The 24,865-nt window shown below is 45.4% G+C and carries 26 protein-coding genes; 11 read left to right on the top strand and 15 right to left on the bottom strand.

Annotation, left to right across the window (positions count from 1 at the left end):
• The first annotated feature begins 189 nt into the window (after positions 1–189).
• The 4 genes from L3V32_RS13815 (at position 190) to L3V32_RS13800 (ending at position 2,509) form a co-directional block, all read left to right on the top strand.
• Complete coding sequence (locus L3V32_RS13815) at positions 190–639, top strand: cupin domain-containing protein (protein ID WP_081442386.1); 450 nt, start codon at positions 190–192, stop codon at positions 637–639.
• Positions 640–791: 152 nt separating this feature from the next.
• Positions 792–1,142, top strand: coding sequence for a cyclophilin-like fold protein (locus L3V32_RS13810; RefSeq protein WP_053808330.1), 351 nt, complete (start codon positions 792–794; stop codon positions 1,140–1,142).
• A 106-nt stretch (positions 1,143–1,248) separates the two neighbouring features.
• On the top strand, positions 1,249–1,965 hold the full coding sequence (locus L3V32_RS13805) for a carboxymuconolactone decarboxylase family protein (RefSeq protein WP_237284531.1): 717 nt from the start codon (positions 1,249–1,251) through the stop codon (positions 1,963–1,965).
• Positions 1,966–2,008: 43 nt separating this feature from the next.
• Positions 2,009–2,509, top strand: a complete 501-nt coding sequence (locus L3V32_RS13800; protein ID WP_046875660.1) for a cupin domain-containing protein — start codon at positions 2,009–2,011, stop codon at positions 2,507–2,509.
• A gap of 48 nt (positions 2,510–2,557) precedes the next feature.
• On the opposite strand, the gene L3V32_RS13795 is transcribed toward L3V32_RS13800, so the two are convergent.
• A complete protein-coding gene (locus tag L3V32_RS13795) occupies positions 2,558–3,250 on the bottom strand; it encodes an MOSC domain-containing protein (RefSeq protein WP_237284530.1) in 693 nt (230 codons plus the stop codon).
• 109 nt (positions 3,251–3,359) lie between these two features.
• On the opposite strand from L3V32_RS13795, the gene L3V32_RS13790 reads away from it, so the two are divergent.
• On the top strand, positions 3,360–4,175 hold the full coding sequence (locus tag L3V32_RS13790) for a helix-turn-helix transcriptional regulator (RefSeq protein WP_048625576.1): 816 nt from the start codon (positions 3,360–3,362) through the stop codon (positions 4,173–4,175).
• Positions 4,176–4,263: 88 nt separating this feature from the next.
• On the top strand, positions 4,264–5,256 hold the full coding sequence (locus tag L3V32_RS13785; RefSeq protein ID WP_237284529.1) for a zinc-dependent alcohol dehydrogenase family protein: 993 nt from the start codon (positions 4,264–4,266) through the stop codon (positions 5,254–5,256).
• A gap of 72 nt (positions 5,257–5,328) precedes the next feature.
• On the opposite strand, the gene L3V32_RS13780 is transcribed toward L3V32_RS13785, so the two are convergent.
• The 3 genes from L3V32_RS13780 to L3V32_RS13770 all read right to left on the bottom strand — a co-directional run bounded on the left by L3V32_RS13780 (position 5,329) and on the right by L3V32_RS13770 (position 7,447).
• The gene (locus L3V32_RS13780) at positions 5,329–6,024 is read right to left on the bottom strand and encodes a VC0807 family protein (protein WP_046875662.1); all 696 of its coding nucleotides are present in this window, start codon (positions 6,022–6,024) and stop codon (positions 5,329–5,331) included.
• 152 nt (positions 6,025–6,176) lie between these two features.
• Positions 6,177–6,677 carry a sigma-70 family RNA polymerase sigma factor gene (locus tag L3V32_RS13775; protein WP_237284528.1) on the bottom strand — a complete coding sequence of 167 codons (501 nt, stop codon included), beginning with the start codon at positions 6,675–6,677 and terminating at the stop codon, positions 6,177–6,179.
• An 83-nt stretch (positions 6,678–6,760) separates the two neighbouring features.
• Positions 6,761–7,447 carry a DJ-1/PfpI family protein gene (locus L3V32_RS13770; RefSeq protein ID WP_237284527.1) on the bottom strand — a complete coding sequence of 229 codons (687 nt, stop codon included), beginning with the start codon at positions 7,445–7,447 and terminating at the stop codon, positions 6,761–6,763.
• Positions 7,448–7,573: 126 nt separating this feature from the next.
• On the opposite strand from L3V32_RS13770, the gene L3V32_RS13765 reads away from it, so the two are divergent.
• Complete coding sequence (locus L3V32_RS13765) at positions 7,574–8,530, top strand: LysR family transcriptional regulator (RefSeq protein WP_237284526.1); 957 nt, start codon at positions 7,574–7,576, stop codon at positions 8,528–8,530.
• A 127-nt stretch (positions 8,531–8,657) separates the two neighbouring features.
• The gene (locus L3V32_RS13760) at positions 8,658–9,197 is read left to right on the top strand and encodes a CAP domain-containing protein (protein ID WP_025793616.1); all 540 of its coding nucleotides are present in this window, start codon (positions 8,658–8,660) and stop codon (positions 9,195–9,197) included.
• A 77-nt stretch (positions 9,198–9,274) separates the two neighbouring features.
• Here the strand turns inward: L3V32_RS13760 and L3V32_RS13755 are convergent, their stop codons facing one another.
• From L3V32_RS13755 to L3V32_RS13740, 4 genes are all read right to left on the bottom strand, one after another.
• Complete coding sequence (locus L3V32_RS13755; protein ID WP_006740863.1) at positions 9,275–9,694, bottom strand: VOC family protein; 420 nt, start codon at positions 9,692–9,694, stop codon at positions 9,275–9,277.
• Between the two features lie 925 nt (positions 9,695–10,619).
• Positions 10,620–12,188: an alkyl hydroperoxide reductase subunit F gene (ahpF, locus tag L3V32_RS13750; RefSeq protein WP_237284525.1), complete on the bottom strand. Its 1,569-nt coding sequence runs from the start codon at positions 12,186–12,188 to the stop codon at positions 10,620–10,622.
• 158 nt (positions 12,189–12,346) lie between these two features.
• Positions 12,347–12,904, bottom strand: a complete 558-nt coding sequence (gene ahpC, locus L3V32_RS13745; RefSeq protein WP_005395542.1) for an alkyl hydroperoxide reductase subunit C — start codon at positions 12,902–12,904, stop codon at positions 12,347–12,349.
• 302 nt (positions 12,905–13,206) lie between these two features.
• A complete protein-coding gene (locus L3V32_RS13740; RefSeq protein ID WP_237284524.1) occupies positions 13,207–13,665 on the bottom strand; it encodes a MarR family winged helix-turn-helix transcriptional regulator in 459 nt (152 codons plus the stop codon).
• Positions 13,666–13,802: 137 nt separating this feature from the next.
• On the opposite strand from L3V32_RS13740, the gene L3V32_RS13735 reads away from it, so the two are divergent.
• Positions 13,803–14,225 (top strand): organic hydroperoxide resistance protein, encoded by a 423-nt coding sequence (locus L3V32_RS13735; protein ID WP_006740859.1) that lies wholly within the window; start codon positions 13,803–13,805, stop codon positions 14,223–14,225.
• Positions 14,226–14,284: 59 nt separating this feature from the next.
• Here the strand turns inward: L3V32_RS13735 and L3V32_RS13730 are convergent, their stop codons facing one another.
• The 5 genes from L3V32_RS13730 to L3V32_RS13710 form a co-directional block, all read right to left on the bottom strand.
• Complete coding sequence (locus tag L3V32_RS13730; RefSeq protein WP_237284523.1) at positions 14,285–15,184, bottom strand: GyrI-like domain-containing protein; 900 nt, start codon at positions 15,182–15,184, stop codon at positions 14,285–14,287.
• Between the two features lie 178 nt (positions 15,185–15,362).
• Entirely contained in the window at positions 15,363–16,487 is a 1,125-nt protein-coding gene (locus L3V32_RS13725) for a lipocalin-like domain-containing protein (RefSeq protein WP_237284522.1), read from the bottom strand.
• A complete protein-coding gene (locus L3V32_RS13720; protein WP_237284521.1) occupies positions 16,487–18,997 on the bottom strand; it encodes an ABC transporter permease in 2,511 nt (836 codons plus the stop codon). The genes L3V32_RS13725 and L3V32_RS13720 overlap by 1 nt, the downstream gene beginning before the upstream one ends.
• Positions 18,984–19,718, bottom strand: a complete 735-nt coding sequence (locus L3V32_RS13715; RefSeq protein WP_237284520.1) for an ABC transporter ATP-binding protein — start codon at positions 19,716–19,718, stop codon at positions 18,984–18,986. The genes L3V32_RS13720 and L3V32_RS13715 overlap by 14 nt, the downstream gene beginning before the upstream one ends.
• Before the next feature lie 226 nt (positions 19,719–19,944).
• The gene (locus L3V32_RS13710) at positions 19,945–20,190 is read right to left on the bottom strand and encodes a DUF3297 family protein (RefSeq protein ID WP_005383498.1); all 246 of its coding nucleotides are present in this window, start codon (positions 20,188–20,190) and stop codon (positions 19,945–19,947) included.
• A 304-nt stretch (positions 20,191–20,494) separates the two neighbouring features.
• Between L3V32_RS13710 and L3V32_RS13705 the strand changes: the two genes are divergently transcribed.
• Both L3V32_RS13705 and L3V32_RS13700 read left to right on the top strand, forming a co-directional pair.
• Positions 20,495–22,216, top strand: coding sequence for a glycosyltransferase family 39 protein (locus L3V32_RS13705; RefSeq protein WP_237284519.1), 1,722 nt, complete (start codon positions 20,495–20,497; stop codon positions 22,214–22,216).
• Between the two features lie 39 nt (positions 22,217–22,255).
• On the top strand, positions 22,256–23,257 hold the full coding sequence (locus tag L3V32_RS13700) for a glycosyltransferase family 2 protein (protein ID WP_237284518.1): 1,002 nt from the start codon (positions 22,256–22,258) through the stop codon (positions 23,255–23,257).
• A gap of 20 nt (positions 23,258–23,277) precedes the next feature.
• Here L3V32_RS13700 and L3V32_RS13695 read toward each other — a convergent pair whose 3' ends face one another.
• Both L3V32_RS13695 and L3V32_RS13690 read right to left on the bottom strand, forming a co-directional pair.
• On the bottom strand, positions 23,278–24,162 hold the full coding sequence (locus L3V32_RS13695) for a hypothetical protein (protein WP_237284517.1): 885 nt from the start codon (positions 24,160–24,162) through the stop codon (positions 23,278–23,280).
• Positions 24,152–24,796 carry a bifunctional 2-polyprenyl-6-hydroxyphenol methylase/3-demethylubiquinol 3-O-methyltransferase UbiG gene (locus tag L3V32_RS13690; RefSeq protein ID WP_053808213.1) on the bottom strand — a complete coding sequence of 215 codons (645 nt, stop codon included), beginning with the start codon at positions 24,794–24,796 and terminating at the stop codon, positions 24,152–24,154. Before L3V32_RS13690 ends, L3V32_RS13695 begins: the two co-directional genes overlap by 11 nt.
• Positions 24,797–24,865 lie beyond the last annotated feature (69 nt).

The raw sequence follows: 24,865 nt of genomic DNA, 5'->3' as shown, positions 1-24,865 counted from the left end.
ACTACTTATGTATAGATGAGTTTTTATTCCGTTTTTTCTAACCGGTTTCAAGTATGGTTGTCTTTTGTATTGGTTTGGAATATTGGGCAAGTATTAGCAATGAATAGGCTAACGGTCATCTATCAAAGCGCAATACAGTGAACCCATGGTTTGGTGAGTTGTAAGCACTCAAGAACACTATTTGGAGTCATGATGAATAACAAAAGCAATACTCAAATCCCTGACGTACTGCAAGCCGGTGTATTTCAAGGTCGAGGCATTTTCGAGTTTGGTGAAAAGAATGAAGCGTATGCGGATTACTTTACCGGTACGAGTTATCTGGCGTTGCTCAATCAGCCTGGTCTTATCGTGGCGAACGTAACGTTTGAACCAGGGTGTCGCAATTTTTGGCATATTCATCATGAAGGTGGGCAGATTCTGTTAGCGACAGGAGGGCGAGGTTGGTATCAAGAATTTGGCCAACCAGCAAAAGAGTTGAATGTTGGCGATGTCGTGCATATCGCGCCAGGTACTAAGCATTGGCATGGCGCAGCTAAAGACAGTTGGTTCTCACATGTAGCAATAGAAATACCGGCTGAAGGCGCAAGTAATGAATGGTGCGAACCAGTCTCTGATCAAGAGTACATGCAACTAAAGTAGCCCGAGCAAGTTTTCAGTGAGAAAAGGGAATCTCGATGAGACAAGCATACCGTTTCAATCAGTGGGTGAGATGCGTTTTGGTGAGTAGTGCCTGGATGTTCCCCTGCATTGTAAACGCAGAAGTTAATAGCGCTGGATTGGAGGAAAATATAGTGAAAATTCGTTTTATTTTCGATGATTGCAGTGTTTTAGGCACATTGAAGAGCAGTGCGAGTACAGACGATTTTGTTCGTCAATTGCCTCTAACATTAGATCTACAAGACTACGCAAATACAGAGAAAATTGCTTACTTACCGAATAAGTTAACTCGCGAAGGCGCACCTTCTGGAACTCAATCAAAAGCGGGTGACATCTCTTATTACGCCCCTTGGGGAAATTTAGTTATCTTTTATAAAGACTTTGGTTACGCGTCTGGGTTAATTAAATTAGGTCAAATCGATGATGGGATTCATTGCTTTATTTCGAAAGAAACAAACCGTGTCACGATCGAAAAAGTAAATTAATGACCCAGTTAACAATGTGAATTATTAATGTAGAAATCAGAACGCTAATAAATATATTTCTAGAACTTCTATGGATTAGAACACCGTTACATAATGGAATTTTGATATGAAAGCATTAAACAAATCTGTTAAATCAATATTAATATTGGTGCTCACTATGACAACGCTATGCACAACGAATATCGCTTCAGCATCAGAAATATTCAGTGATAAAGAGCGAGCTATTATTCCTATTTCTGCTTTTACTGCGAGTGGTGAAATAGAAAAACTAACACAAAGCCTTAATGATGGGTTAGACGCAGGCCTAACGGTCAACGAGATAAAAGAACTGCTGGCTCAGTTGTATGCGTATGCTGGATTTCCGCGCAGTTTGAATGGACTAGCAACATTTATGACGGTGTTGGAGGAACGTAAAAGCCAAGGTATTACTGATACCTTAGGGCGAGAATCAAGCGCGTTACCTAACGATAAAACCAGCTTAGAATTTGGCGCTGAAAACCAAACACAACTTGTTGGTGCAGAAGTAAAAGGCGCGCTATTCGATTTTTCTCCGCAAATTGATGAATACCTAAAAGCACATTTGTTTGGTGATATTTTTGAACGCGATGTGCTCACTTGGAAAGAGCGTGAAATTGCTACGATTGCAGCATTAGCAAATATGAACGGTGTTAATAGCCAATTAGCAGCTCACTATAATATCAGTATGAATAACAATGTTTCTATTCAAGAGTTAGAGGAATTTATTGTTGTATTAAGTGAGTGCTGTGGTGAAAGTGTGTCTAACAATGCTCAATCGGTCCTAAAAACAGTTTTGGAAAAATAAATATTATTTGGCTAATCATATCAATTAGAAAGGAATTCGTTTTATGAAAAATAAATCATCATTGCTTATTTGGTCTGTGCTGTTGTCGACGGGATTTATGCTTCCAATCGCTCAAGCAGCCGATGGTAACTCATCTTCGCAGCAAGTTTATCGCTCTGCTGATCAGAAATCGTTTCAAGGACCTGAAAACCTATTTACCGGGAAAGTTAACGTCGAGATGTTGTTTCCTGAAAACGAAGTTGCAAACTACAGCGCCGCCTATGTCACTTTTGATGCAGGAGCTCGAACCGCTTGGCATACTCACCCTGCAGGACAACACATGATCGTCACTTCTGGTACCGCACTTACAGGAACGCGTGATGGGCATGTAATTCGATTTGCTGCTGGTGATAGTGTCTGGTGTCCGCCTGGTATCGACCATTGGCACGGTGCAACACCAAATGCGCCAATGACTCACCTAGTGGTTACGGCGTCAAAAGACGGTGAAAACGTCATCTGGAAAGAGCAAGTTACCGATGGTCAATATGCAGCAGGACAGCAATAACCAAGGCCACGTTTTTATAGCGAGCGCAGAGCTTTTACTCTGCGTTTTTTATTGTCTTGTTGGGCCAACCAAGCGCATTTCCCAATCCTCGACTTCGCCAGTTTCTAGGCGGCGCTCGACCAACTTGCCCCAAGACTCGACTAACGGCAGCTCAGACAGCTGAGTGAGTTCTTTTCTATCTAAACAGCCAGTGAAAACCGCCCCCATGATGCGAGCCAGTGGCCATTCTGGATAAGGTCTTTCACACAGAATAATCTTGTCACCTGCACCGATATCGCCTTCCTCCAACACTCGGAAATACCAGCCTGTTCGAAGCGTATCTTGCAGTCTTCTCGCCATGTCGTGTTGGTCAAAGCGTACGTTAAGTTTCCAACAAGGCATGCGACCTTGCGATACTTCCAGTAGTGTTGAGCCGATGCGAATTTTATCTTTCAAGCAAATCGTGGATTCGGTGACGCCTTCGGAGCTGATGTTTTCGCCAAAGCCGCCGGCGGATTGGAAAATTGGTCTTTCACCTAATTGTTGTTGCCAGATTGGGTAGTGCTCGCTTGGGTAAATATGAAGCGCTTTTTGAATCCCACCATGAAAGCGCGGATCGCCTTGCTCATCACTGGTAAAACCAAGCTCTGTTGCGTGCTGGCGCTCGGGCAACACTTGTTTGTTGATTGCGCTTTGCGCTCCATGAGCATAAGGGACAGTTTTCCCTGCTAGTACAGCTTTTACGACGCCGATTTTCTTCATGTAACCTCCTTATTATGAATGAGAGATAAAGTGTTTACCTTCATTCGCGATGCGGAGCATGATAGCCTAGTGAACTTGTGTCGGAATAGGGATGAAAAGACAATCAACAATGCTAACTCGCCAAATTGATTCGAAGTCAGGCGTCATGACCTCCAATGAAATGATGGCCGCGAATCCCCATTCTCCTGTTTTGGTGAAAACCATCGACATGCCAAAAGGTTACATTGATGCGCTGCATCAACACACTTGGCATCAAATCATCTTTCCTATCAAAGGGTTATTACAAACGCAAACGGAGCATTATCAGCATTTGGTTCCGCACACTTCTGCGTTATTTGTTCCTGCGGGTGTTCAACACGAGTCGATTGCTCTGAGTAACACGATCTTTGTTGGCATTTACCTTAACCCTGCGTTTGGCGCAATGTACGAGCCACAAGTGAGAACTATTGCTTTAACGCCGTTTTTAAATGAGCTTTTACAAGAGATCCGCAGACAGTGTGAAAATGAGGCAAGCCATGAAGAAGTGCTGCATTTGCTGGCGGTGTTGCATGATCAAATTTTGAAAAGCAACGTGCAGACATTTCAGTTATTACTGCCACAAGACAGACGACTCAAACTGATTTTCGAGCAACTGACTGACGAGCCCGCGTTGAGCTGTTCGCTAAAAGAGTGGGGGGAGAAAATTGGGGCGTCTGAGCGCACTTTATCACGGTTGTTCGCCAAGGAATTCAACACTTCATTTCTGCTTTGGCGGCAACAAATTCGGCTGATTTACTCGCTTTCTTTGTTAGATGAATCGTTGCCAATCCAAGCCATTGCAGACCTAGTGGGTTATCAAAACGACTCATCCTACATCAAAGCATTTAAAGCCTATTTTGATATGACGCCACAACAGTTTAGAGTGAACGGCGCATCGCGCAGGTAGAAATACAGAGCTTCGACTTCACTTAATGCTTTTGAGTAGAAGTCGCGAAACTTCCTTTTTGAATTTCAATTACATGGTATGAATAACAATGGCACCAACGATAAATACTCGAGTGAATCAATTCTGTTTTGGTCAGCCCAAAACGTCGCTGTCGTTGGAAAAAGAGCCCCTCAAACCGCTTGTTCAGGGCAAGATTCGGGTGAGGCTCGAAGCTACAAACATTAACCCAAGTGACTTGCTTTCCATTTATGGTGTTGGGCAATACCGCCGCGTTCACGTACCACCTCGCGTGCCGGGATTTGAAGCGGTTGGGCGTGTGGTGGAAGTCAGTGCTGTCGGTCACACTGGCTTTCAGGTTGGGCAAAAAGTGTTGGTGGCGATGAGTGGTACTTGGCAATACTACATCGATGCTTCGCCCGAGAATCTTTTTCCGCTACCTGAACGTTTGGATAACGGCTATGCCTGCCAGTTGTACATCAACGCGCTAACCGCGTGGGTTATCACCACTAAAGTGGCTAAGTTGAACAAAGAGGATGTGGTAATCATCAATGCGGCAGGGTCAGCGATCGGTAAGATATTTGCCCAGCTCGCCCATTCACTGGGTTTTACACTGATTGCTGTCACTTCAAAGCCAGACGAGTATCCGTACGATACGATTCCAGTGTTGGACGCGAAGCAAGACTTACATGCGCAACTGCAAACGCGCAAACTGCCACAACCAACGGCCGCTTTGGATGCGATAGGTGGTGAGGCTGGCACGCATCTCATTCGTACCTTGAAAGAAAATGGCCAATACATCAACTACGGAACATTGTCGTTAGCGCCTTATACGCCTGCGTTTTTTAAATTGATGAAGACCAACAACATCGACTTTAGCACCTTCTTTTTGCGGTATTGGGAAGAATCGGTAGGTAAAGGCGGGAGAAAGGCGGTATTCGCTGAAATGCTAGACCACTTTATTGCCAACGATATAAAGTTAAATGTAGCGTCTGAGCTGCCTCTAGAGGATTTTCAAACTGCGATTGAAATGGTTGAGCAACGCTCATCGGCGGTGTCAGGAAAAATCATTTTGACGCTATGAATTACAGTGAGTCTGTTGAGAAAAGGGAGGATAAAATCCTCCCTTTTTGATGGGTTATTTGTGATGATGGGACTATTTTAGATGGAAAATTTGCTCTGTCTCGAGCGATGTCATCGTACGTACTTGACGCCAAATGTAATAAAAAATACCGAACATCATCAACATACTTGGGATGGCAATCATTGGGTAACTGTAAAGCGTCATCTTACCCAACTCTTCATTAAAGGCAGCCGTGCCCGAAGGACTGGTCACGATCCAAGTCGCAAGGAAGTAGTTCATCGCGGATGAGAACGCAAAAGTACTCGCAAACAGATAGTTTGATGACATTAGACAACGTTCAAATGCCTCTGATTGACCGTTCTCTTTCAAGCGTTCGTTAATCAGCGATAAATTCAATACCGTGTCATTCAGTACTAACTTCTGCATCAGTGGGTAGCGGGTAAACGTTGAGCCCAAAACCGCTAAACCGATCAGGCCAGGGATCAGGGCTTCTTTCAAGGCTAACCAACGTGTATCGAGCTCTAACAAGCCAATGCCGCCAGTTAATAAAACACTGATAAAGCCAAGTGCAGAAATAAAGTTAAATTTCTTGTTCCGGACAAGGTCCATACCGCCGTAAATGATAGGAAATAGCAAAGCGACAACCAGCGCCATTGCTGTTCCTAGGTGTTCATCGCCGCTAAACTTCATCAAGATAAAGGAAGGGATGAATACGTTAAAAAGAATCTCGAATAGGGGATTCGGCTTTTTCGCCGTCGTGTTACTCATAATGTTTTACTGACTCTACTCTATGTCGGCTGTTATTGTACTTTGACGAGAAGTGTTCATCTAGTCGCGCTTGATGTAAAGCGTTAAAGCGCCGAGTTGTGTAACGACTTATGAAATAGACCGGAGCATAGCCAGTTAGTTGACATGATTGACTACTTTTTTGTGTCTTGATCGCCCTCCCTCTGCGCAATGATCTGATTGCGTGCTCTGAATAATCGAGTCGCCACGGTGTTGTGATTAAGCTCTAAGACTTGAGCAATTTCATTATGATTAAACCCGACTACGAGTTTTAAGACCAATGGCTCTCGGTATTTGGGTTCGAGAATCATCATTTGTTTTTTAAGCCAATCTTGTGCCATGTCGTGGTCACTGCCAGGGTAGGTTTTTGCCTGTATTACACACTCATCAATATCGACAAAATCGTACTGCTTTTTATCAAAGCGCCGAGCATTCTCACGACGCAAAATGGTGATGAGCCAAGGCTTCGCGGCATTGGGATCATTTAAGTTATCAAAGAATCGCCACGCTTTCAGAAAGGTTTCTTGCGCCAAATCTTGAGCAAGGTGATGATCTTTGCATAGCCAATACGCGAGACGATAGATATCTTGGTATCGCTCCTTCGTCATTGCTTCGTATCGTTTGTGTTTTTCCATAGCATTAAGATCAGAAGTGTAGAGCTGAGTAGCAAGGTAACCTCTGAAGCTCAAAGGTTACCTGCGGTTTCATTCTTGCCCGCTTAAAATGGCTGGGTAGAAAAACGTGAGTATTGAAGGGCGTCTGCGACTTCTTGAGCTTTAGATTCCGAAGTCATGAGATGCAGCAATTTAAGGGCGGCTTGATAGCTAACTAGGCTGCCGTTTGAGGTGATGACGCCCTCATCAACAACAAAATTCTGGTCGACCTGTACATCAACTGCTGGATAGTCTTTTTGTAATCCGTTTTCACCTCCTGCCCATGTCGTCGCTTTCTTACCGTTTAAAAGGCCAGCCTCGGCCAATAGATACGCACCAGAGCAATTACTTGCCATCCAATCTGCCGCCTTTGAGGTGGTTTGAATAAAGTGAATTAGATCCTTGTTTTCGATTAGCGAATCCATGTCGTAGCTGGATGTTAAAACCAGCACGTCGAGTTCCGGCTGATCGCCAATCCAAGCATCCACACCAATTTTTAATCCCTCTTCAGTGATAATGGTTTTCTGATCAGAGACGGAAATAGTGACTACTTCATAATCGCTAAACCAAGTCAGACGACTTGCGACGCCAAAGACCTCTAAAGGCGCAGTAACATCAGAGGTCAGTACGCCGTCGTAAACCAGAATGCCAATGCGTTTATCCGCAGCATGTGCCGTTTGAAGCATCCCAAAGAATAGGACTAAGGTCGCTATCAATAGTTGTAGTGCATTCTTTAATCCATTTTTACCCATTGTTTTTTCCTCGCTAACAGAGCATCAAGTTATTGAGATTCATTATATTTGGGCTGATTGGTGATTGAAGAGCCACTTTGTCTTTACTAAAGTGAATAAAGTTCACGAATGGAATGCACGAGTTTTATGGATAAGATACGGTCCCTACGATTTTTTATTGCCACTTTAGAAGGTGGCAGTTTTGCTGCGGCCGCCAAAGCGTATGGCACAGATCCTTCTACGGTGAGTAAGGCCATCCATCGTCTTGAAAGCGACTTGGGAATACAGCTGTTCCAGCGTTCTACGCGACAGATCCGTCTGACAGAAGCCGGTCGTCGATACGCAAATACCGCTAGGTTTGTACTGGACGAACTGACGGCGTGTGAGGATTCATTGAAAAGCCACAATGATGCGCTTTCAGGACTGCTTAAGATTAATGTGCCGGTCTCTTACGGTCGCCTTTACATTCGCCCTTTATTAAAAGAGTTTTGTCGCCGCTACCCCAGTATCACTATCGATATTCATTACGATGACGCCTACGTTGATATTATTGAGCAAGGGATTGATGTGTCTATTAGATCTGGTGTCGTTCAGGACAGCCAGTTGATTGTGCGCCAGCTAAGTCCTATCGATTTTATTATTTGTGGCAGTCAGGATTATTTAGCGCGGCATGGTGTTCCGAGTGGCCCGGATGTATTCAATGACCATTCTTGGGTTCGTTTTCGTTTTAAACAAACGGGGAAACTGTTGCCGATTCGGATGCCAGAACCAGACGGTGCAAGTGAGTATAACCCCGAGAGAAATTTTATTGTAAACGACGGCGAATCCATGGCAGAGCTTTGCGCAGAAGGCATAGGGTTAACTCAGATTCCTCACTTTATCGCGAGAGATTGGCTCAAAGCGGCGCGTTTAGTGCCGATATTTCCGAGTATGCGCCAAGCAGGAAATGGCGTGTATCTTCTCTATGCCAACCGGGAATATGTGCCTGCTCGAGTGAGGGTGTTCATCGATTTTATCACCCAAGCGATACAGGATATGGATGAAACGCCATTCCATACGTGGGCTGAAACGTTGCCGATTTACCAACCGAACCAAGGTGATTGAAAACTTCATGTGAGTCTTTGGTTAAAACACTCCAAGCCATATGGTGCTTTTATGGGTTTTTGTTAGGTTATTGGGCGTTATTATCGACAAGCGCAGTTTGCTCTTCGTCACTCATAAAGGAAAGACAATGCCAACTAAGATCTTAGTGCCTGCTTTGGCCCTACTTCTCAGCGCATGTGGCGGCGATGGGGAGTCGTCAGCGCCTGTAGAAAACGGCTCTCAAAACACAGGTTCCACATCGTCACAAGGCACATTTGCCGAGCAGATGCTCGAAGCGGTCAACAGCGCTCGCTCTACTACACAACAGTGTGGCGCAACCACCATGCCACCTGTTGGGGCCCTGACTTGGAGCTACGATTTGGAAAGCGCCGCTTATCGCCACTCAAGCGACATGGCGAACAGCGATTTCATGAGTCATACAGGCTCTGACGGCAGCAATATGTCAGATCGAGTCAACGCAACGGGCTATGCTTGGAGCGCCATTGGTGAGAATGTCGCCGTAGGGCAAAGTTCCATCAACGCCGTCGTTAATGCTTGGTTATCGAGCGAAGGTCACTGCCTCAATATCATGAGTGCGGATTTTGATCAGATGGGCGCGTCGCTTGTCGAAAATCACTCGGCAAGCTACGGGTATTACTGGACTCAGGTTTTTGCCAAACAGCGCTAATGCGATAAAGAAACCTGATAGATAAACTAAAACGCCAGCAGTAACCATCTGCTGGCGTTTTATTATTTACGTCTCTTTTAGCTTGTCAGGTTACGAAGTTTTGGATCATCCGTCAGGTATTCAACGAATTCGATCTCAAAACCTGCCGGGTCAACAAAATACACATTCTTGCGATATGGCTCATCAGCCCCAGGTTGGGCAATCGGATAACCTGCATCGGTCAGTCTTTGTATGATGGCTTCGACGTTATTGGTCACATAAGCAAAATGCGCTAGCCCTACTTGGTGGCCGCCCAACTCGCGGTTCTCTCCTTCACCGTGGTCACTCATCGCAATATATTGATACTCGTCGCCAAAATGTAGCCAGTTTCTTGGCTTGCCACTCCATTCGCCTTTCCCCTCATCACGCACGTACCAATGTGGAAATGCAGTTTGATAAAACTTCAGCATTTCAGGGATGTTTTTCACGACTAAATTAATATGTTCTAGTTGGATCATGATGTGCTCCTTTTTGTCATTTCCTAGCCAACGATGAACATGCTAAAACCTCAAGTTAAGTCGAGGTAAAGGGCTTTTTTAAAATTTTTTAGGGTTGATATATTTGGAGCTTGGTACATGGAGAGATTCGGTGGAGTGGTACTTTGAATCTGCGAGTTGGGTTAGGTGCTTGCAACCCTCTTTCATCTTTTGTTTGTTCGTGCTAATCATTTTCGAGCGAGTTTGTGGTGAGTAGATTCCCTGTCTCACCTAGGTTCGCGGGAATGACGCGAAGAGAGCGCTTAACGAACAGCGTCATTCTGAATGAGCCTAAGCGAGTACTCAGAATCTATTCTCAGCGCTTTGTGATGCTGGCGGTGTGAATTGAATTATCCGCGATTGTAGAACTTGCCACCTTGAGCTCGGAGTGCTGAGATCTTTAGAGTTTGATACAAGCGCAGGTTAGGTGGGGTTGGTGGTTTGACGTTGAGAGGAGGATCATGTTCAGAACCCTCTAACCGTTGATGCGTCACGTGTATGTGTATGAATTTCTTTCGTTCAAGCTTGCGGTGGGTAGATTCCCAGTCTCACCTAGGTTCGCGGGAATGACGTGAAGAGAGCGCTAAACGAACAGCGTCATTCTGAAGGAGCCTAAGCGAGTATTCAGAATCTATTTGCAGCGCGTTGTGATGCTGGTGGTGTGAATTGAATTATCCGTGATTGTAGAGCCATTCCCTCCAGTTTGAACTCGGAGTGCTGGGGGATGTACTTACACCCCTCCCCAAAAACCAAAAAAGCCAGCAGTTAATACCTGCTGGCAAAGTCTTTGGGCTTCTAGGTTTTTTTTGATTTTATTTCTTGTTACTCATCGCTGTCACGGTGCCCCGATTGGTTTTCCGGGGAAGAAAACACCGCACCGTGCGCTTTGTGCTCAAGAAATTGGAGATTAACCTTGCTTACGGATTAGGTAGTCAAATGCGCCTAAGCTTGCTTTTGCACCTTCACCCATCGCAATGATGATCTGTTTGTAAGGAACGGTGGTTGCGTCACCGGCTGCAAAAACACCTTCTAAGCAGGTTTCACCACGGCTGCCGACTTCAATCTCGCCGCGCTCAGATAGCGCTACTTCTGAATCTTTTAGCCATTCTGTGTTTGGTACTAGACCTATTTGAACAAAGATACCTGACAGTTCAATCTCTTTGATTTCATCTGTGTTGCGGTCTTTGTACTTCAAGCTTGTTACGCGAGTACCGTCGCCCACTACTTCTGTTGTTTGCGCCATTGTGATGATGTCTACGTTTGGTAGTGAGTTCGCTTTGTCGATAAGCACTTGGTCTGCACGAAGTACGTCTGCGAATTCAAGAACCGTTACGTGTTCTACGATACCAGCAAGGTCGATAGCGGCTTCGATGCCTGAGTTACCACCACCGATAACCGCAGTTTTCTTGCCTTTGAACAGTGGACCGTCACAGTGTGGGCAGTACGCGACGCCTTTGTTTCGGTATTCTTGCTCACCCGGAACGTTCATTTCACGCCAGCGTGCACCAGGGCTTAGGATGACACTCTTACTCTTCAGCGTTGCCCCGCTTTCAAGTTGGATGTGAATCAAACCATCTTCTGTGTGTGCTGCGCCCATTAGCTTGTCAGCTTGTTGCTCAGTTACTACGTCTACGTCGTATTCTTTTAGGTGCTCAGCTAGGTCAGTGGCCAGTTTTGGACCTTCAGTGCGTTTTACCGAAATGAAGTTCTCGATTGCCATGGTGTCCATCACCTGACCACCAAAGCGTTTAGCAACAACGCCAGTGCGAATACCTTTACGAGCAGCATATAGAGCAGCTGCGCTACCACCAGGACCACCGCCGACAACAAGTACGTCGTATGGGTCTTTTTCGCTCAGTGCTTTCGCCGCTTTCTCGCTCGCGCCGTCATCCACTTTGTTTAGGATTTCAGTCAGCGACATACGACCTTGACCGAATAGCTCACCGTTCACAAATACGCTTGGTACGGCCATGATGTCGCGTTGTTTCACTTCATCTTGGAACAAACCACCGTCGATCATGGTTGCTTTTACTCTCGGGTTGATCGCCGCCATCATGTTGAACGCTTGAACCACGTCCGGACAGTTTTGACACGACAGTGAAATGAAGATTTCTACGTCTAGATCTTTGTCTAGTGCCGCGATTTGCTCAATCACTTCTGGCTCTAGTTTGATTGGGTGACCGCCAGAGTGCAGCAGCGCCAATACCAGAGAGGTAAATTCGTGGCCCATAGGTAAACCGGCAAAACGCAGTGCAGTGCCTTTTTCTGGGTTAGTGACGGCCATTACCGGTTTACGTGCGCTGGCGTTGTCGTCACGTTCAACGGTGATGAGGTCGCTCATCTCAGCAATTTGGTTGGCTAGAGAGAGAATGTCGTTTGATGCTTTGCTTTCATCTAGGCTAACCACTAAACGTACTTCTTGTTTTACGTTAGCCAGATATTGTTTGAGTTGTTGTTGGATCGCTTGGTCTAACATAGTTGTTATCGCCTTAATTCAATGGTTACTCTGGATAAATCGAAGGGGAGAGCAAACCAGGCCGAAGGTCGTCAAAGTATCTAACCTGGAATGCTCTCTAATTTAGACGCTAAGCTAGCTAGGAACTCAATGCGCGCTTAGCGTGTGCTATCAGTGGCTTAGATTTTGCCAACTAGGTCTAGTGATGGCGCTAGTGTCTCTTCACCTTCTTTCCATTTTGCTGGGCAAACTTCGCCTGGGTGTGCTGCTACGTACTGAGCTGCTTTCACTTTGCGTAGTAGGTCTTCTGCGTCACGACCGATACCTTCAGCAGTGATTTCCATTGCTTGGATAGTACCTTCTGGGTCGATTAGGAACGTTGCACGGTCTGCAAGACCTTGGCCTTCACGCATCACACCGAAGTTGTTTGTGATGTTGCCTGTTTGGTCACCAAGCATGTAGTACTGGATCTTGCCGATGGTTTCTGAGCTATCGTGCCAAGCTTTGTGAGTGAAGTGTGTGTCTGTTGATACTGAGTACACTTCAACGCCGCGTTTTTGTAGCTCTTCGTAGTGGTCTGCTAGGTCACCTAGTTCTGTCGGACATACGAATGTGAAGTCTGCTGGGTAGAAGAAGAATACAGCCCATTTGCCTAGAACGTCTTGTTCTGTTACTTCAACGAATTCGCCGTTTTTGTATGCTGTAGCTGCAAATGGTTTGATCTTTGTATTAATCATTTTTACTTTCCTCAGAATGTTTTAGGGTGAGCAGTTCTTGCTTTCGGAAAGTATATTCGCATTGGATTGTGTTTAAGGAAAATCGCTTGTAACTATCCTATTGATAGTCATTTCCTATCTTTATTCATAGGGAAGCCCGATGTAAGTGAGTTTGCTTTGATAGGTTTTATTGAAGATGAAGGCCGAGTGGTAATAGAGATACCGATGATGACCTTTAAGAGATCGTCCGGCTAAGATCGAAAGAACCTGCATTTCGGCAGGCTCTTTCTAATAAGAAGTGGGGAAGCTGATGCTTTTATTTTTTAGTTCAGATTGTCGAGCACCTTGCCGCACAACTTCTTCAGCATGATCATTTCATCCAGCTCTAACGTGATTTTACACATCATGGCGTTTGGCACTGACTTGGCTTGCTCTTTGAGGTCACGACCTTGCTCGGTTAGGTTGAGTACGCGAACGCGCTCATCGGTTTCACTACGACCACGTTCTACATAGCCTTTTGTTTCTAATCGTTTAAGCAGCGGCGTGAGCGTGCCTGAATCCAAATGCAGTTGCGAGCCCAGTTCTTTAACACTGGCACCGTCTTTCTCCCACAACACCATCATCACTAAGTATTGCGAATAAGTCAGATCAAGTTCGTCCAGCAAAGGGCGGTAAGCTCGGATCACCGCATTTGCTGCACTATAGAGCGGGAAGCAAACTTGGTTTTCGAGTAAGAGTTTATCGTCGTTGGTCATGGTGTTGTCGGTGTAACACTGGCTCATTGGCGTTGCCTACCTGCTCACAGAGAAAGAGAGTAACAAAATAAATTGTGCACAATATAGTTGCAAACTATCTTTACTTCGATATAAGATTGCAAACAATTAAATTGTGCACAACTTAAATTAAGAAGGACAATCGCATGACTACTCTATACAAAACTCAAGCTACTGCTTTGGCTGGTCGTAATGGTCAAGTAAAAACAGATGACGGTCTTCTCGATCTAGAGCTGTCATACCCGAAGGAAATGGGCGGCACAGGTGCAGCAACTAACCCTGAGCAGCTTTTCGCAGCGGGCTATTCAGCATGTTTTTCTAACGCTATTCTGCACGTAGCACGTGAAGGTAAAGTAAACCTGAAAAGTGCACCCGTAACAGCGGAAGTGGGTATTGGTCCGAATGAAAACGGTGGCTTTGCGTTGACCGTTAGCCTCGCGGCAGAGTTAGATCTACCACAAGAACAAGCATTAGAGCTAACGCGCATTGCACACCAAGTTTGCCCATACTCAAACGCCGTTCGTGGCAATATTGATGTTGCTGTTACAGTAAACGGCGAAGCGATCTAATCGATTTAGACATTATTTCTAATAGAAGGAAAGCCTGCGAACGTGCAGGCTTTTTTCGATTATTTGATGGCAGTGCAGAAGCTGACGTCTGCATGGTGCGTTTGTGGATCGTAGCTATGATAAAGTTCGAAGCAAGGTCGACAGTCGTTCTCAATACCAGATTCAACCACTTTGCTCATCAAATCATCCCATGCTTTAGGGTATTGGCTGAATTCGGTAATTTGCTGGCGCATCACCGCATATTGACCGCCGGGGAAGTCTTGCAGCTCAATGCCTTTTGGTACTTCGGTATCTTCTGGCACCATTAGACAGATGTCAGTACGACACTTCTCGTCTGGCGTGATTTCTGGGTTATCGTGATAAATGAAGATACAGGTATTACCCGCTAAACCTTTTATCCCTGCCCATTGATACAAGCGACCTGATGGCTCTTCATAGCCTTGGCCGTAAGGGCCGTTTACGCGAATGTAAGCCAGTTTTGCTTTATCAAAGTTTTGCGTTTCCATATTGTTGCTCCATGTTGTGAGTTCAGAGTCAGTATATGAATCGCTTAGGGCTCGTTCGTTTCCATTCTTGCGCAGTGCGTGTCCAATCTTGCTGTTTCGCGCGAGTTCAGAAAATTGCTGGTAGTTTTTACAGTCGCGAAAGGCGGTTGGTGTTACGCCATAATGCTGCTTAAACGCCTTAGCTAGGCTTTGCGAACTAGAAAAACCGTACTCTAACGCGATGTTCAGCACTGGTTGCTTTGATTTGAAAAGGTCGTCTGCTGCCGCCTCTAGCCGTAAACGTCGAATGAAGTCGGCTAATGTTTCGCCTTGTACCGCCTTAAAGGTACGGTGAAAATGATAGGGAGAGAGGTTGGCTAGCGCTGCCACTTCGAGCAAATTGAGAGGATCGTTAAAGTGCTGTTCCAGATAGCGAATAACAGGAACGAGTCGTTGGTGATAATCGACACGCATGAGAGGGGCCACCCTTGTTTGATTTGCTCAAAGCGTACCGCAATGAAGCAAGGATTCAAGGCTAGTATCGAATAAATGCGTCGTAGTCATTTATTTCTGATTGTGATGCATTCTGTTGCGGGTAGGAGATGGTTCTTAAGATGGCTTCTCAACGGTAATTGAAATCCGTTCAGAGCGCTTAATATCCCGTCAGCTCCATATAACCAGTCCCAGAATGAGAGCCCTCAATACGCACTGGGCCTTCCCAATAAGGCACAGAAAGAGGCATTTTCGCGTTCGGGTTGAGAGCAGAAACGGTAAGCTCAATTTGCTGATTTGGAATCGACACTTGCCACTGGATTGGATACTTTCGCCCTTGGATTTCTGTTTGCTTGGTCGCCTCTAACTGAATGTCTTTTTGTGGGATAGCGATGCCAGAACCATCTTGCTGCATCAGCCTTGCGCTGGAGTAACTGGCTGCTCCGGTTTCGGAATCCCGCAATTGGAACACCACCAAGCTGGTCTCGTCACTCAATCTTAGGGCAAACCAGTCCCAGCCTTGTTGTGAGTCGAGTAAGAATTGCGAGCTCCACTCTCGGTCTATCCAACCTTTGCCCGACACTTGATAGGTTTCGCCGTCGATAGTGACTTCACCGGAGACATCAATAAACGGTTGGCTGTAATAATAGGAAGCCACCTGACCATCGGCGCTTTTGGTGCTGTACCCTTGCTCGCCTTGCTTTTGATACGGTGCGCTGCTGGTAAGCGTCAGGGAATAGCCAAACTGTTCGGAGTTCGCTTTCAAAGTGGCAGGGAAGAGGTCGTTGGTTGAAGAAGTCCACTGCCAATCATCGAGATAAACCCGAAATGGTGAGGTGTCGACGCCAGCTAGAGAGGCTTGATCGCGTGACCATTTTTCATCAGCATAATGTTTGTCTTGCGTTGTAACCGCGCTATGCGCCATGTAGATTTGCTGAGTTTGCCATTCGGTTTTCTTCACGTCATCTTCGCCCATTGGTGGCGCAGCAGCAAAGCGAAATTGAGTCCACTGTATTCCGATAGGATTACCTTCTTCATCAATTAAGTTAGCGGTTAAGTACCACCATTCATGACGAAAGTTTGGGTGCGCTTGATGATCGGTAGGAAAGGTGAGTTCAACACCTTTTTCTACGGGTGTGAATCGGTTGCTCTCGCTTTGCATATCTCCACTGCCCAGCAATGCGCCCATATTTTGCGTGCCCATATTTTTTTGTTGGGGATCTTCACATCCAAATAGGAACAGACTGCTTATGAGTAGAGTAAGTTTGCTTGCCAACCGAACCATCACAACACCTCGCTTTGCAAACTGGACACGACAGGCTTACTGACCAATCGCCACAGCGGAATCAAGGTTGCAATCACCGCCACCAAGATGGTGATTGCCGCAATGCTGAGGGCATCACTCCAATTCCACAGATAATTTAAGCTCCAACCAAAAGCGCGCAAGGTGACGATATCTGTCAGCACATAACCCACCATAGCTCCTAGAGGTAAGGCGATAACCAGAGTAAAACTCACCAAAGCAATGATCTGTCCGACCACCATGGTCATTAATTTACGACGGCTGACGCCAAGTGCATACAGTCTTGCAATGGCGGCTTTGCGCGCGTCAAGCAACATGAAGCAAGCACTGAACAAACCAATCACGGCGACCATCAAAGTCACGCCGTTGAGTGCGCGCGTAATGGCGAAGGTCTGCGAGAAAATATCCAACGCGATGGATTTGATTTGCACCTGATCGTAGAGCTGACTTGGATGCAGATTCAATTGATCGCGCAGTTGCTCGTAGACGATTTGTGGGTCCCCCGAGACTTTTATGCCAAGGCTTGTCGGCAGGTCGGTAAATCCGCTCTCTTTCCATAACTTTGGTGCTAATAACACTTCACCATTGGGTGAGCCGTAATCGCGGAATATCGCACCCACAAGCAGGTTCTTATTTGGAATGGCATCAAGCTTAAGTTCGCTACCCAGTGATAAACCCAGTTTGATCGCGGTTGGTTCACTGATGGCGACTAACTTACCTTGGTAAAAATGCTGCCAGAAGTTCTCCAAATGCGATTTGAACACCATGGTTTGTTCTAAGGTATCTTTGTCTTTGGTGCCAAGCAAAATCGGTAAACCTTGCAGGTTATCGTCGACGTAGTATTGCTTGTAGACTGTCTCAACCTTGTCGAACTGCCCTAACGCGCGCTCCACATCTGCGATTTCCCCTTGCGCAGGGCTGACGTAAATATCGGCATGTAGCCTCTGTTCTAGCCACTGTTTTAGGGTGGATTCGAAGCTGCCCACTAAGGTATTCATCCCCATATTGGCAGTAACGGCGAGTAGCAGTGCCATCATGGCGAGAGAAAGCGGAGAAATCAGCTCGCGCAGCTCAGCAAACAGATACTGCATCAAACCAGAACTGGTGCGCTTTTCACACCAATTGGCTAACACGCTGAGTGTTTTAGGTAGATACAAAGGAATCGACACCACAAGTATGCCGAGCCACGCCATGGTGAAGCGGTGATGCTCACTCAGCCATAACCCTGCGAGTGCGAGAGCCGTCAACGCAGCACCTATCACGAACAATTGGTTTTCGTTAGAAGCTTCAGGTGCCTGATAAAATCCGCCATGAGAGGAAAGCGGCTGGCGCACTCGCTGTTTAAAGTGTTGCCAACAAGCCAACAGGGTTGCGGCTAACGTGAGCAGCAGTGCTTGCGCCCACCATTGCCACTGCCAAGTGCCAGGCAACAGTGTTGCGCTGTAAAGTTGTTCTAAAGTCAGTGCTACAGTCGGATGCAACCAATGGCTGAGCTGCATGCCCAATACAAAACCGAGGGAAGCGCCGATGGTAACGAGAATAGTGAGTTCAACTAACAGCGCAGAGAACACAATGCTCGGCGCAACGCCCGCCTGTTGAATCTGCACTAACAGCCGATTGCGTTTCAGCAAGCTGTACTTGACGCCGTTGTAAGCAATGAACAGCCCGACTAAAAAGGCGAGTAAGCTCATTGCGGTGAGATTGAGGTGAAAACTATCGGTCAGCGAGCCAAGGTCGGTACTTTGATTATTGGAAATCCATTGTCCTTGCTCACCAATGATGCTTTGCCAATTTGCTTGCGTGTCTTTATTCCCTTTATCACCCGAATGGAAAACCGCAATGTAACTGAGCTGTCCTTGTTTATTGAGCAGTTGCTGGGCGAAGCCTATGTCCATCAACATTCGGCTACCTAACTGCCATTCGTCAGGCAACACCACCACTTGGGTTGGAATGTCGTCTAAAGTTAGGGTTTCCAGCTCTCCCAAGTTTTGATGTTGAGATTGGCTCATCATCACGATCGGCTTGCCAGCTAAAAGCTCTGGTAAAGGTAAAGCACTGTCGAACAAAGATACGTTCTGCTGGTTTTCTGATGAATAGCGAGAACGTGAAGAGATGGCGGCAATCAACTCGCTACCTTGTACTGACCAGCGACGCCCTTGTTCGTCTCTCACTCGCCCTTCAATTACAGGTAGTGTTGCACTGAGTCCGTTTTGTCTAAGGGTGAAGTAGAGCGATTCGGGCAGATAGTTTTGCCCTGCTGGTGGAATAATTAAGTTCTGAGCTTGTGCGCTAAGCTGCTCGGTAGACTCCGCATAACTGCGCTTGGCATTGAGGTTGATGGCTTGCACCGCAACAAACAAGGTCACAGCCAGTACGATACCGATCAGAATCGCAGCGGCTTGCAGCGGCGATTGTCGATAATGTGCCGCAAACAGATTCAGGGCGAGTCGCGTATGAGTGAATCTGGTGTTTGGTTGCTTAGCTTGCTTCATGATGTTGCTCATTTACATCGCGCTGATTTTGCGTCAGTCCGCTTTGCAAACGACCATCCTTCAAACGCCCATCTTTTAAACGTAATTGGGTTTGCATGAACTCGGCACACTCAGGGCTGTGGGTCACCAAGAGCACAGCGGTATTGCCTTGGGTGGTGATTTCACTGAGTAGTTTCATCACTTCTAAGCCCGCTTTTTGGTCAAGGTTGCCTGTGGGTTCATCGGCAAGCAGAAGTTTGGGTTTGTGGGCAAGTGCACGGGCAATCGCGACGCGTTGTTGTTGACCGCCTGAAAGAGCAGAAACATGCCTGTCGAGAAGCTGGCTGATGCCTAACGTTTCGACCAGATAATCGCACCAGTCATTCCATTTCTGTTGATTCAAATTGAGAGGAAAGGCGATGTTTTTCTTTACGTTAAGAGGTGTTAAGAGGTTGAATTGCTGGAAGATAACGCCGAGCTTTTGATGGCGGAAGCGGCTCCATTTTGGGTCTTTCCAAGCCGCTGCGTTGTCGCCGTCTAGCCACAACTCACCACCGGAAAGTGGTTCAAAGCCAGCGATGATATTGAGTAAAGTACTTTTGCCGCTACCACTTGCCCCCGTCAGTGCGACACTCGCTCCTGAATTCAGGGTGAAATCGACTCCTTCCAACACGCGATGTGTCTCTTTGCCATCAACAAAGCTTTTGCTGGCGTGTTTGAGTGTGACAAGTGGGCTTTCCATTTCCTCTCCCTGTATTCAAAAGGTGTCGTTTCTTTTGGCAATGGTTATTACAGTAAGTTCTATATAAACTTTAGCCAACAATCAGATAAAAACAGCGATTTACATCGATTTCTTAATAACTTGTACTGAATAGAGGAGGGAATAGATTAATCGAGAAAGGGATATAACAGGCATTAAAAAAGCCCGAGTCAAACTCGAGCTTTCAAAGAAATTCAGCTTGGTCAGCTTATACGTAGTACGCTTCAACTTCGCCTTTAAGTTTGATCAGCATTGGGTTACCAAAACGGTCTTTTGCTTTAGGAGAAGCAATTTTCACCCAACCTTCGCTCACGCAGTATTCTTCTACGTCTGTGCGCTCTTTGCCGTTAAAACGGATACCGATTTGGTGATCGAAACATTCTTTGATGAAGAATGGGCTACGTGGGTTACCTGCTAGGCGATCTGGTAGAGCTGGTTTAGCTGTATCTGTCATGTTTGTGACCTAAATTCCGTAAAAAGTGCGCCATTGTAGTCAGTGCACAGTGAGTGTTCAAGATATGTTGAGAGACTTAATACTAAAGCCTTTTGAAATAATGCAAAGTTTCCCGCTTTCAAAGTGTGGAATAAAAACACGGTCTCGTTGCTCAACGGTGTTTTGCTCTCGAAACTTCTCCTGCCACCCCTTATTTGGTTTTGAATCATGACTATACTCATTACTGGCAGTTCTAACCTTATTCATACAACTTAATGTCTCAGAGCATGCCACTAGTCGAGAAACGATTAACAAGGAAGGGTGAATGGAGACTGTTGAACAGGTTAATAAACGTCATTTATCGGATAGAGATACTACCTCTAGCACTTCTATTTTTCTTTGTATTCTAATCGTAGTGGCTGTAATCGCTCGGTTTTTTGTTGCGTTTAATTACGAAGTAAATTGGGACGAGTTTTATTACCTATCTTTTGTGCATCGGTTTATTAACGGCGAGGTGATTAATAGTTTCCAAACCTTTCACATTCACTTCTTTACTTGGCTGAGTGGTGTATCAGATAACGATGTTGACCAGATCATTGTGGCGAGAGTCGTTATGGTCTTCTTTCAATTACTCACGGGATTTTATCTATACAAGTTATGTCGATTGTACTGCAGCAAATCGGCGGCACTTTTTGCGGTGCTTGCCTATTTTTCTTTTGTTTATAATGTTCGTATGGGGGCCAGTTTTCGTACTGATCCTATCGCGACATGTATGATCATGGCGGCGCTGTATTATGTGTTTAGTACAACATTTTCTTGGCGTGTATCCATTCTTGCTGGTGTCCTTACGGCTGTCGCCTTGCTCGTCACTTTAAAGACCGCTCTGTATATCCCGACTTTTATAGGCATAGTTTTAACCTCGCTTTATTGGTCGCGAAATCGTAAGCGTTATTTTAGGCAAGTTCTCATGTATGGAGTCGCAATACTGGTTGCCTTTGCGATGCTATACAGTTGGCATTACTTCTCTATACATGGAGCGAGTTCGGTTGGTGATGCAGGAACGATGTTCGGTGCTGCGGATAAGACACTAAACCAGCGCGAGCTTTTTCCTCGATTGTTTTACTTTGTTCATTCAGTTTCGACGAACTCATGGTATTGGTTAGCTCTTTTCATTGGTATTGGTACTGCTGTTTATGCGTGTTTTTCGCAAAAGCTATTAAGCCGGGAGTCATCGATTAAGTTTTTGTGCCTAAGTTTATTACTCTTCACTTTGCTCTTTTATCGCAACGCTTTCCCATACTATTACGCTTTTATGCTTGCTCCAGTGAGTGCTTTATTTGCTGTGGCTTGGGTTGGTATCCAGAATTTCACTAACGCAAGAGTTGCACAATTTTTTAATTTTATTGTTCCTTGCTTGTTTGCGGTATCCATTGTGGTGAATGGTTTTGTTTTACCGATAAAAAGCAACTTGGCCTACCAGCGTCAGTTTCTTGATGAAGTACATAAAATCTTTCCTCAGCCTGTTGCTTATATTGATCGATGCTCCATGGTTCCGACTTTTTCAAAACAAGGTTTTTTCATGAGTACGTGGGGTTACGAAGATTATATTGCGAGAAACATCCCCGTTATTCGCAATGCTATAGAGCAAGACAATCCGGCTTTTGTACTGGTTAATTCGCACTATTTAGATGTGTTTGGCCCTGACAAAACCGATAAAGGGCTATTAAGGCTAGATATTCAAGCGTTAAGGCAGAACTACATTCATCATTGGTCGCACCTGTATGTTGCAGGAAAGACGTTTGAATTGACGCCCAACTCTCTTAATCGGGAAGTTATGGTCAACATCGAGGGCCTATATACGCTTGAAGCTAGCAATAGTCTTATGATTAATGGCAAGGTTTGGTTGGCAGGTCAAGCTCGATACTTGGCGCGGGGTGTCTATGAATTAGCGTCGAAAGAGCCAGGTAAAGTCGTTCTGCGTTGGGGAGATAACCTGTACCGACCTCGCAACCTTGAAGAGAAGCAGAGGTTATTTACCGGCTTCTAATACGCACAGTAATGTTGATTCAGAACATGAGGAGCAAGCATGAAGTTAATTGTTCAAATTCCGTGCTTTAACGAAGCGGACAATATTGCTGATGTTATTCGCTCAATACCAAAGCGCGTTGATGGTATCGCTAAGATAGAGATTCTAATCATCGATGATGGTTCTACGGATGGTACTTCAGAAGTCGCACGCAAGTGTGGTGTTGAGAATATTATTACTAACCAGGGCAATAAGGGGCTTGCTTACTCATTTCGAAGAGGGATTGAGGAGTGCCTTCGTCTTCATGCTGATATCATTGTGAACACCGATGGCGATAATCAATATAATGGGGCCGATATTCCGCACTTGGTTAAGCCTATTATCGAGCACCAAGCAGAAATTGTTGTTGGTGACCGAGGAGGGTATAGCAATACACATTTCTCTGTATTTAAACGATGTTTACAAGTGTCGGGGAGCTTTATTATTGCCAAAGCGACGGGATTGGATGTTAAAGATGCTGTGAGTGGTTTTCGCGCAATATCGAGAAGAGCGGCACAACAACTTAATATCGTATCGGATTTTAGCTACACAATAGAAATGTTGATTCAAGCAAGTGCAAAAAGGATTGGTGTGGTTTCGGTGCCAATCCGAACTAATGAAAAAACGCGAGAGTCCCGTCTGTTTAAGAGCATTCCGCAGTTTCTAAAAATGTCGCTCTCTACTTTGGTCAGGGTTTATACCATGTACCGACCTCTGCAAGTGTTTTTGTTTATTGGCTCTGTGGCGATGATTTGCGGTGTGATTCCCATTATGCGATTCCTGTATTTCTTTTTAAATGGAGCGGGAGATGGCCATATTCAGTCATTGGTCTTGGGGTCAACGCTACTTATCTTGGGTTTCATCACTTTATTGATGGGGTTGGTGGCCGATCTAATAGGGTTCAATCGAAAACTGACCGAAAAAGTATTGCATCGAATTGAGGTGCTGGAAGAAAAGCTGGAACATCAGAAAAAGTCGCCCACTTATCAGTTTGAAACCAAGCGAAAACGATCTGGAGAGTAATAGCGAGTTACCTCGATACTTTAAAGAAGTGAGTTATTTGATACGGCTTGCTTAGGCCTAAATAGACTCGAGATAGCGAAGAACAACATATCTCCTAGAACCGTGACGATTCTGGAAATAAGGACGGCAACTAAGAGTGTATCTTCAATACTCGGCGAATCTAGGAGTGTGATTAAAACAGCCTCTCGGACACCCAACCCCGCAGGAGAGCCTGGGGTGGCAAACCCTATTAACCATGCGATGATGAAGTAACAAGATGTTTGTAAAAATGTCTCTAAAGTTGGAGTTAGACTGTCGTTTAGCGTAAAAAATATGAGTGAGAAAATGCCGCCCGATACCAAAAAAAAGCAGAGATAAAGCCCACAAGCTTTTAGGTAATTGCGACTGGCTATCAAGCTTAATATTGATCCGGTGATCACGATAAGTCCAGCGAATAAAGTCATCTCGTACCCCATTAAACTAGGGAAGTACTCATTCAGCAGAAAGACGCCAAACGAACCAGCCGCAATACCCATCAACCCTATTTCCCATAAGGTCGATTTCAGTAATACATTATTCTTAATTCCGTGTTGTACGCCAATTACTTGTCGGCTAGCGAATTGGAAAATGTTTCCAGGTAGATACTTAGCAATTTGAGATCCGCCAAACACCCAAATGGCAGTTGATGCAGACAAAGTATATTCACTGTTCGCGACTAAAAGTCGCCACGCCATAGAAAGAACATAATTGCCAAAGGCGTAGAGGCCTATGCAAAAAATAAATACCAGATAGGAGTAAGAGGGAATATCCTGAATATTCAGTTGCTGCGAGTATGTAGAGAGCTTGATTAATACAAAGGCGATGGAAAAAATAGTAATGATTCGCCCAACCCAACTTAATATGAATTTACTCTTATTATGTTTCATGATTCACACGCTGGCATAAAACCATGGTCCAAGGAATGGGAGAGCGTACTTCGAGAATCTCAAAGTGTTGATTGAGCAAAGTCAGAAAGGCATTCTTGGACCAGTGTTGGATATGTCCGGGAGTATTGCCCCAACTGTTTAAATATTTACCTCTTGCCATGTTTAACGCACACCACAACGGCTCTCTTGGCACACTAAAAATGTAATAGTCAGTATCGAGATCTTGCAATGTTGCTAGTGCTTGCTCGGGATGCTCTAGGTGTTCCAAGACCTCACAACAAACAACAAGGTCAGCAGAATCAGTCTTTCTAGCAACGTCATACACACTTTTTTGTTCAAACAAAATGTCTTCCAAGTTGTGTGCTTGGGCATTGTCTCTTGCTAGTTGAATCACTTGTTGGGAGAAGTCACTCCCTTTCACACGGATCCCTTGTTGATGCCATTTAAGTGCCCAGACTCCTTCTCCGCAGCCGATTTCGTGTATCGACTTTGGTGTGACCATATCAACCAGTTGCGATAAATGATGATCGAAATTGCTCATCATTTTTCTGGCGATGGGGTTCTGAGTATTGTATTTGTCGTAATAGTTTCCGACAGGGATCCCCTGCTCTTCGATACCTTTAGATATTTTCATGGCGTACTCAAATAAATTATCTCAAATGGCCAGGAAGTTCTTCTATTGATGAACTATGTTCTTCAGCCA

Source organism: Vibrio sp. J2-4 (assembly GCF_021728155.1).
Classification (GTDB): Bacteria; Pseudomonadota; Gammaproteobacteria; order Enterobacterales; family Vibrionaceae; genus Vibrio; species Vibrio diabolicus.
The sequence above is the reverse complement of the archived record's forward strand: the minus strand, read 5'-3'. Positions and strand labels throughout refer to the sequence as shown.